This window comes from Micromonospora inaquosa (genome assembly GCF_003857055.1).
GTDB classification, from domain to species: domain Bacteria; phylum Actinomycetota; class Actinomycetes; order Mycobacteriales; family Micromonosporaceae; genus Micromonospora; species Micromonospora inaquosa.
Genome location: NZ_QGSZ01000261.1, coordinates 20,184 through 29,860, shown reverse-complemented (window position 1 = coordinate 29,860; position 9,677 = coordinate 20,184). Strand labels below are relative to the sequence as shown.

General features: G+C 70.8%; 1 protein-coding gene. It reads right to left on the bottom strand.

Annotation, left to right across the window (positions count from 1 at the left end; translation table 11 throughout):
- Positions 1-57 precede the first annotated feature (57 nt).
- Positions 58-9,450 (bottom strand): Tc toxin subunit A-related protein, encoded by a 9,393-nt coding sequence (locus tag DLJ59_RS23500; RefSeq protein WP_158630895.1) that lies wholly within the window; start codon positions 9,448-9,450, stop codon positions 58-60.
- Positions 9,451-9,677 lie beyond the last annotated feature (227 nt).

Below are 9,677 nucleotides of genomic sequence, written 5' to 3'. Positions count from 1 at the left end.
GGGTCCCGGCCCCCACGATCCGCCGCCGACCGGATAGCTGGTCGTCACCCCGCCCCCTCAGCCGTCGAGCCGGTAGTGCAGCAGGATGACCAGGTCGGTGAGGCCGTCCGGGTCGGCCGCCAGCGTGACCGGGGTGCCGAGCACGAGCGGATCGGACTGGCCCACACACTGTTGCAGGTCGGCGTCCCGGTTCAACGTCACCGGGTCACCGGCCACCGTGAGGTCGTACGTCCCGGGATCACCGTCCACCCGGGCGTACCAGGTCACCTGGTCCACCACCGGCTGGTGGTCGCGGGCCAGGTACGGCAGGTGCTCCGGTCCGATGGTCAGCTCGGTGCTCTGCTGCTGGGTGAGCTGCCACCATTCGTCCGGGAACTGGTGGCGCAGGCTGTAGGCCTGGTACAGCCCCGTCCGGCCGGCGTCGACCAGCATCTCGTTGAGCACCTCTCGCAGTGAGTCCTCGACCAGACCGCGCAGCGTCGAGCCGCCATCGCGGGCCGTGTACCGCAGGTGCAGGATGATGTCGCTGATGCTGTCGTAGTCGAACTGACGGACCGCCGTCGGCAGCTCCAGCCGCCAGGTGCCGACCGCGCCCTTGCCCTCGAACGGCAGGTAGCGGTCGTCGGCGAAGTTCAGCTCGAACATGCCACTGTCGCTGAGGCCGCTGCTGGTCGCGATCGACTCGATCCCGCCCACGTTGTACGCGAACCGCTCGTCGCCGGGCACCTCGGTGTACTTGTCCTTGGCGCTGGTGGCGCTCTGCCGGGCGGCGGTGCCGGTCCGGTACCGGTTGGCGATCAGGGAGAGCTTCGCGGTGACCGGCGTGTACGGGCCGGCCACGCACGGAATGGACAGGCTGACCGTACGGAGCCGGCGGAAGTAGTGCCCCGGGTGGTCCAGGTCGAACAGTGCCTCCGGCACGTTGATCAGGCAACTGCCGGTGGACCGCAGCTCGATCAACGCCGCTGGGTCGAGCTGTGCCAGCGAGACGTGCCGGGTCAGCTCGCGCTCGCGGCTGTGCCGGTCAAGGTAGGCCACCTCCATCCGCTTCAGGTCGTGGCGCAGCGCGTCCGCCACGGTCAGCCCTTTGCGCAGGCTGTCCCAGTACCCGGGTTGCAGGAACGTGGCCTCGCTGCCCAGCTCGTGCGCGAAGCACCGCTCGGCCTTCTTCGCCACATCGAAGGCGAGCTGGTACGCCCCGAAATAGACGGAGCTGGCCCGGCTCACCATCCACTGGTACAGCTCGGTGTTCGTGTACTTGCCGCGCAGGTACTCCTCGGTGGCCTGGGCGTTGTCGGCTTCCCGGTCGTGCGCCGCCAACTCGTCGGTGAGCATGGCCACGTGCAGCCGCCCGGTGAGGAGCTGCTGGTCGAGCTGGGTCAGTTCGAGACCGGCCAGCGCCGCCTGGTGTTCCCAGTCGTCCATCCGGCGGCGGTAGCCGCCCTGGTTGGCGGCCATCCCGGCGGCCTTGTCCAGGGCCCGGGCGATCGCCTCCAGGGTCATCACCGCCGAGTCGGCGGCGGCGCCAGCCTTGTCCCCGCCGAGGGTGAGGGTCACCGTGGGTGAGCCGCCGAAGCCGGCGCCGCCAGCAGTGAAGTTGGGTATCAGCTTCAGACCGCCGGACAGGATGTAGCCCACAGCGATCGCCGCCTCGCCGATCAACGACACCCCGGACAGCGCCGTGGCGGTTATCTCCCAGGCGTTCATGTACGGCCGGCCGGCGTAGTAGCGTTGCCGCTCCTCCACCACCTTGCGGCTCAGTTCCAGGGCCGCGACGTTGGCCTCGGCCTCGGCGATGGTGGCGAGCTTGACCGCCCGTACCGCGTCGAGCAGGGCGATCTCCTGGCCGGCGCGCAGCCGGGCGAGTTGCTCGGCGTCCCGCTTCTCCATGGCCGCGAGCAGCCCGCCGCCCAGCTCACCGACGTACCCGACGAGTTCGGTGGCCTTCTGGGCCAGCACCCGGAACCGGTAGTTCGGCAGTGGTGCGCCGAGCCCGGCCAGGAACGACGAGACGGACATGCCGGCGGCAGTGGCCCGGACCAGTGCTCCCGGGTCGATCGGCGGTGAGAACAGGGCGAGCATGCTCTCCACCCCGTCGATGTTCTGGCAGTTGCGAATCTTGAACAGCCGATCGGCGATCAGATCCCACAGCCGGAGCATCTCCTCATTGGGCGGGACGCAGAAGTACAGCGCCGAGTAGCTCAGCGGGCTGGGCAGTTCGGCCCCGTCGTGCGGCAGCAGGTCCAGGTCGGGGATCAGGTTCTCCAGGTCCAGCAGCGCGTTGCCGAACAGGTCCACCTTGGCCTGGAGCTGGTTGACGGTGGCCGGAGCCGGACTGACCAGCGGCGGCACCACGCTCGGCTTCGGCCCGAGCAGTTTGTCGGCCAGGATGTAGAGCTGGGTGGCCTGGGTGACGGACTCCCTGGTGAACTGCCGGAACAACTGGTCACCCCAGTCGACCAGGTTTCTGAGGTAGCCGACCACCACGGCGAGCTGGTAGGCGACCGGCCGGCTGCGGGCCACCACGTGCGGGTTGAACGGCTTCGCCCGCCACTGCTCCACCGCGAACTTCAGGTCGGTGATGCTGGCCCCCGACGGGTCCGCCGCGATCGCCGTGAGAATGTCGCCGATCCGCTGGCTGAGCAGTTCGGGCGCCCCGGTCTGGAAGAACGGCTTGGTGATCCAGTACTTCTGCGGGGCCGTGGCGCCGTCGGCCGTGCCGACCGGGTTGAAGATGTGGTGGAACCAGTTCCGCGCCTCGGCGAACCGCTGGTCCCGGTTGAGCCGCAGCGCGATGTCGAACGGGAGGTGGTAGAACAGCTCCCAGTTGTAGCCCGCGTACGCGCCGTCCGCGGCGAAGTCCAGGTCCTCCACCGGGTACGGCGACACGACCACCGGCTGCGGTTGGTAGGTGGCGGCGAAGTCGAACCCCGTGTTGGTGAGCTGGGTGCTCCGACTCAGCAACGCCGACACGCCCGAGCGGTAGACCGTGGCCCGGAGGAAACACAGCAGCGGGTGGTAGAAGTTCGCGAACTTCACCCCGTACGACAGGGTGCCGTAGACCTTGAACTCGGCGACCAGCCGGTGGTACTCCGCGTCTTCGGTCATCGCCTGCACGGCCGCCGCGAGGTCGTGCGCCGGGTCCTCGGCGTATCGGCGCAGGTATTCGGTGAGCAGCGCCAGCACGTCGCGGGCGAACTGGTCCACGTCGCTGTACGTCTTCTCTATCCGGTCCGTCGGGTCCTCGGCCCGCCGGTCGTAGAAGCCCGGGATGATGACGTAACCACGGTCGTAGTCGCCGTAGAAGTACGGCATCAGGGTGCCCAGTGGCAGCACAGATCGCCGGTCGTGGGTGCCTCGGACATTCTGCAGAAGCCCCAGCAGCAGGATGATCCAGTCGAGCAACGACATCTGCATGGGGTACGTCACCCGGAACCGGCCGGGCGTCTGCGCCACCAGCGTCTGGTACGCGCCCATCAGCGGAGTGCTGATCGCCAGGTCGTTCTGCGACCGGAAGATCAGCTCGGTGAACCGTTCGGCCAGCAGCTTGGTGTCCTTGAACACCGGCGACAGCAGCAGACTGCCGGAGCCGCCGCCCGGCATCGGCTCCGGATAGCCCCGGCAGCCGGTCAGTGCGAACGAGCCGACGAACTCGACGCCGGTGAGCACGCTGATCGCCTGGCCGGCCGCCCCGGCCGCGTACGCGAAGCAGGTGAACTCGTTGGCTGCGGGCAGGTCCTCCTGGTAGCCGCTGGCGGGGTAGTACAGCGCGTCCTTGGAGATCTTCTTCGGCTGCCAGCGGTCCTGTGCCCGCTCGCCGATGGCCAGTTGGATCCGCCACCGCCGGCGCGGCCGATCCGTCTCCGTGCCGCCCGCCGGGATGCCGTCCGGGTCCGGAATCTGGAAGGTCTGCGCCGTGTCCGTCTCCTCCGTGAAGACCGGCCAGGCCACTGTGAGCCGGGTGTTGCGGTCGAAGGCGAGCAGGTGGTCGCCCGCGATGTCCAGCGGCACCTGCCGCCACGGCGTCCAGTACCGCTCCCGCTCGAACTGCCGGTGGTAGTACACCGCCGGGTCGCCGCCCCGGGTGCGGGCGAACACGTGCATGAGGTGCCTGTCGTGCTGGTAGTAGCAGGCCATGACGTCCAGGTGCGCCAGGTCGTCCAGCTTCTCCAGGTACGCGATGGTGGCGTTCTCCACCGCCAGGTCGGTCAGTTCGTCCTGCTGCAACTGGTCGTCCAGCTGGGTGAACAGCTCCGACTTGTCGTCCCGCAACTCCGGCTGGATCCAGTTCTCCGGGTACAGGAAGATCTTCCGGTTGGCCTCCCACACCCGGTAGTTGGCCATCCAGCTCCACTGGTCCCAACCCGGATCCTCGGTGACCGCCGCGACGCTGTCCGGTTCCAGCCCCAACAGGCAGCGCTGCACGAACAACTGCACGGTGGCGTGCGCCTGCACGATGCGGGACGTCGCCATGCAGGCGCCCATCTCGACGTCGATGAGGAAGTTGTCGTACAGGTCGTTGGTGTCGCGCAGCGCCGGGTTCTCGGCCAGCAGGTACGCGACCAGCGCGTCGCGCTTGGCCACCCGCAGCCGATCCTGCACGCCTTGGAGCACCCCGAGCCACTCGGCCTCGGCGTACCGGGCCTTCAGGGCCTGTCGCATGGTGGCCACGCCCGCCGCCGTGGTGACTGGCTGGCCCAGCGGCACCGCCGCCGCTACCGGCAGGCCCAGCCGACGCAGCAGGGTGAGCGCGTCGGCCAGCCTCTGGATCGTCACCGGCGACCGGTACGCGGTGAGGTTCGCCGCCGACAGTTCGAGGTGAGTGTCCAGGTCGGCCAGTGTGGTGGCGTCCCATCCAGCGAGCTGCGCCAGATGGGTGTGCACCTGCGTGGCAGTGGTGCCGGCCGCCACGACCAGGTCGAACAGCCCGTACACCGTCCACGGCGCGGCCGCGTCCAGCGGGTTCGCCACCGGCGGGTAGGTGCGGGCCAGCTCGACCCCGGCGGCCAACCGGATCCAGTCGGCCAACGGGGCCGGCGGCCGGCCGGTCTGGTAGGGCACCCGGTCCGGGGCCAGCCAGCCGAGCGACCCGGCGTTCGCCAGCAGCCAGCCGAGGTCCGCGTCGGGCACCGTCAGGTGGTCGACGAGCCGGCTCAGCACGTGCAGCAGGCGCAGTGCCCGGTACTGCTCGTCGAACCCGGCCGAGGTGACCGCAGGCGGGGCTGGCGGCTCGTTCACCAGGTCCACCAGCGCGTCGTCGGTGAGTACCGCGAGCAGCGGCCGGGTCAACTCCGCGCCGGCCAGCACCGTGGCACTGACGTCCGCCGAGAAACCGAAGGTGTCGGCCACCGCCGCCGTCGCCAGCTCCTGCTTGGTACGGGTGTAGGCGTAGCTGGACAGGGCCGTGGTGATGGCCAGCAGCAGCGTGGTCTGCTGGGCCTCGGTGGGGCTGGCCACGATCGCGGCCGTTATCGGTGTGGTGTCCACCAGGGCGGCGAGCTTCGCGTCGACGAACTGCGCCGGGGTAACCGCCGCGTCCGTCCAACTACCGTCGACAATGGAGACGAAGCCGGCCAGGTCCGCCTCGGTCACCCCGGGCACGGTGGCCAGCAGGGCCCGCATCCCCGGCAGGTTCTCCTCGGGCGGCGCGGCCGGGTCGACAGCGGGCCGGGTGCTCGCGTACGCGCTCTGGTAGGCGGCCTGCAACCCGGTGAGCACCGCGGTCATCGTCTCGTCCGGCAGGTCCCGCGCTGCCAGGTCATCGGCTTCGTGCCGCAGCAGGTAGCGCAGGTCCGCCGGGCGGATGCCGGTGCCGGCGCGGGCGGCGTCGAACCGCTCGACGAAGGTCAGCGCGGCGGCTGGTGCGGTGAGCGGATCCGACCCGATCAGATCCTTCATGATCAGGTACTCGGCAGCGGTGAGCCCGAGCGCCCGGGCCAGCAGCGTCGCGGCGTACGCCGCGTGCAGGCCGACGTTGCTGACGATCGCCGGGGCCGGCAGGTCGGCCACCAGCAGCGCGGTGTCCGCCGTCGTGGCACCCAGGCACGTCGCCAGGTACGCCTCGTGCGCCGACAGCGGAGCACCCGAGCCGGGTGTGGTCAGCTCCGCCTGCTCGTTGGCGAGCACGGTGGCCGGCTCGAACGCCTCAAGGACCGGGCCGTTCGCCGTGCTGCGGAACACCTCCGCGTACCGCGACTCGTCCAGCGGCGCGAACAGGTCGACCACCACGGGCAACGGCAGCCCGAGCCGCGCCGCCAGCCGGTGCAGCGCCGCCACCGTGACCAGGAAGTCGTCATCCAGGACGCCACCGCCCAGCGCGTCGGCCCGGATCGCCCGATCCAGCAACGACGGCGTCCAGCCGGCGCAGGCCGGCGCGCGCAGCAGGCGCAGGAACCGGTGGATCCGGTCCAGGCGCCCGTCGGTGAGCTGCTGGATCCGCCGTGTGCTGAGGTCGGACCCGGTGTCCAGGTGCCTCACGAACGTGACGTTTCCGGGATTGACCCAGCCCAGCGCCAGCAGCTCGGTCATCTCCCGATAGTCCAGGCGCGCCCGACCGAGGAAATTGTCCACCCGGGCGATGCCGCCCAGAGCGCCGAGGGGCGCGGTGTTCCAGATGTCGTCCTGGGCGCCCGGGTCGGCTGTCACCACCAACTGCCGCTGCGCTTCGCTGATCCCCAGTTCCTCGGCCGCGATGGCCTCGTCGCTCGGGCCGGTCGGCCGCCGCAGCGCCCGCATCAGGTCGGCACGGGGGACCTCGAACTGGGCGAAGTAGCTGCGGGTCTCCTCGTGCGCCAAATCAAACGGCAGAGCGAACGCGTACCGGCTGGCGGCCAGCAGGGCGTAGGCGGCACCGTTCACGTACTGCGGCGCCGCCGCCAACTCCGCCGCGGTGCCGGTGCTCTGGCGCAGCCGGCGCACCAACCACCCACCGGACCCGTCCGGGGTCGCCTTGGCCACCACGCCGGTGTCCCGTACCACGCGGGCCCCGGTCAGGTCCGGCTCATACACCAGGGTTCGGTCGGTGAACGGCCAACCCTGGCCCTGCAACAGGCTCAGCAGGCCGGCCGACGGCGCCTCCACCGGATCGACCCCGCCACTCAGCGGGCCGCCGAACGCCAGGCCGGCGTCCGGCGCCACCGCCTCCTCCAGCAGCTCACACACCAGGTCCAGGTAGGGCAGCGGAAGGTCGGTGTTCTCACAGCTCAGATCCAGGTCACCGAGGTCCGGCCGGCGGCCGTACAGGACACCCCGGGCGACCTTGGTGGCCGGACCCGGTGTGTCGGCGTCGGTGACCAGCCGGTTACCGAGGAACTGAAGGACGTCCACCAGGTACGCGGCGGCGCTGTGCACGCTGCGGCACGGCTCGCAGTAGCTGGAGTCGGCGAGCTGGAACAGGCTGGCCAGGTTGGGAAAGTCGGCACTGACCGGGGTGAGGTCCGGGGCCGCCGAACCGCCCAACGCCCGGACCGGCAGCGCCCGCGCCGCGCTCTGGAGCTCGCCGGCCAGCAGCCCGCTCGCCACGTGCACGTCCACGGCCCGGCGATACACCGACCGGGCCTGCTCGTCGGTGAACCGGCCGGTGTCCACGGCGGTGGCCACGAACCGCGTCTCGCCGAGGGCGTGGATCCGGGCCGCCGAGGGCACCTTGGCCGCCAGCAACGCCGTCGTCTGCCGGTAGGTCGGCGCCAGCTTGAAGATCCGCTGCGCGGCCTTGAGTGCCGGTCGCCCGGTTCGCAGCCGCTCCGGCTGGTCCCGCAGCAGCCGCTCCACGTTGCCGGTCGCGAGGTCGAAGTCCGGGTTCGCGGTCAGCAGTTCGAGCACCGTGTCCCGGTGCCCACCGAAGGCGCGCTCGTCGGTGCCAATCTCCTCACCGACCTGCTCGTCGGGCTCCGGCCGTCGACCGGGGCCGGGCCGGCTGCCGCTGCCAGCAGGCCGCTCACCGCCGGCGTCGGCTGCGGCGTCGGCTGCGGCATCGGTCCCGATTGTGGTGCCTGCCTCGCGTTCGAGCTGGGCGGTGAAGGCCGTGGTGGGATAGCGCCGCTCCAGCTTGCGGGCCAGCGCGCCGGCGTGCAGGTCGATCAGCTCCGGGCGGACCGGCTGACCGGCGACCCGGGCATCAGTGGTGCTGTCCCTCAACACCCGGCGCCAGTCCGCCGGGGCCAGCCGGGCCAGCCGGCGTACGTCGGCCGCCCGCTCGATCCCCTCGCGGTGGCGGACCCGTTCGACAATCGCCTCGTCGTAGCCCAGCACGTCGGCCAGCACGCTTGCCGCGCCAGCCGCCTCGGCGACCGACCGGTCGGGAAACGCCGCCGCGTCGGCCAGCCGGGCGATCAGCCCGGGCAGGTCACCGCCGGCGTCGGCGGCGAGGAGACTCTGGACCCGCTCGTGCGCGCCGTCGACGAGGAACCGCTCCACCCGCCCGTACAACACCTTCGGCCGTTCCTGCGCAACGTACTCCTTGGCCTCCGGCCGCACCCGGACCAGCATGTCGAGGATCTGGTCCAGATCGCCGAGCAGGTCCTTGGGAACGTACCGATGACGCACGGCGTCGGCGACGGCGCTCCGGACGATATCCTCGTCGAGCAGGGCGATGTCGTAGTACAGCGGCCGCAGCTCGGTGTTCAGATCGACGTCGAACCGGGCAAGTGCGGCGCCGGTACGGCTCGTGGTCAACAGCGTGCGCTCGGCGAGCAGCGCGTAACCGAACACCGCCGGCAGCTTGTACGACGCTGCCAGTTTCTGCGCCACTCCGAAGTGCGCCAGCGCCGTCGCGGGCAGTCCGGTCTCGGCGGCCAGGAACGTCACGTCCTCGGCCTCGTCGTCCTGCCGCAGCTCGTACAGCGGCACCTCGCCAAGCAGCGGGACAATAGTGGCGAGGATCCGCTCGTACTCACTGCGTTCCCGCTCCCCGCCCCCGGACAGGTCCACTGTGAGCACGGCCAGCTCGGGGGCGTTGAACAGCACCGCGCTCAGCGGCGGGTCGGACAGCAGGCGATCGCCAGCGGACACCCGGACGAAAAGGTCAGCGGACTGCTTCTCGGAGCGGGTGAACGCCTCCCGCGAATAGTCGACGCGATACAACCCGTCGTCCCCGGTGGTCGCCTCGCCGAGCTGCTCGGCGTGCCGCAGGTCCCGGTCGAACGCGCCGACCGTCAGAGCATTCGCCGGCCGCCCGTCGGCCCAACGCACCCGACCCACCACAACGAACCGGGACGGCGGCTCGGCCAGCACCATCTGCACCGCGTCCCGGGTCGCCCCGTCCACCGTGCCGGTCACCGGCAGCTTGTGCGCCCGTTGGAACTCGGCCACCCCACGGCGGGTGGTCGGCCCGTACCGGGCGTCGACCAGTTCGTCGGTGGCGATGTCGACGGGCATTCGCAGCAGCGCGGTGTGCAGCAGCCGGACGTCATCGCTGGGGCGGTGCCGCAGCGAGCCCAACGGGCTGGTCATGAGCATCTCCGATCGTCCGGCAGCCGGCGACGGCGGCTGTCTGACGCCGGTGCGACCGGGGGCTACCCGGCATCCTGCGGATCAGAGCAGCCCGGGAGCATCGCACTGTCCAAGATCCGCCTGCCCGTCTGGCTGAACGGCGGCGGGCCCTGCCGGTACGGCCGGTGGCGGGGACGGGATGTGGCGGCGGCCGACGCGCGGTCCCCCTGTTCGAGCCGCCGTCGAAT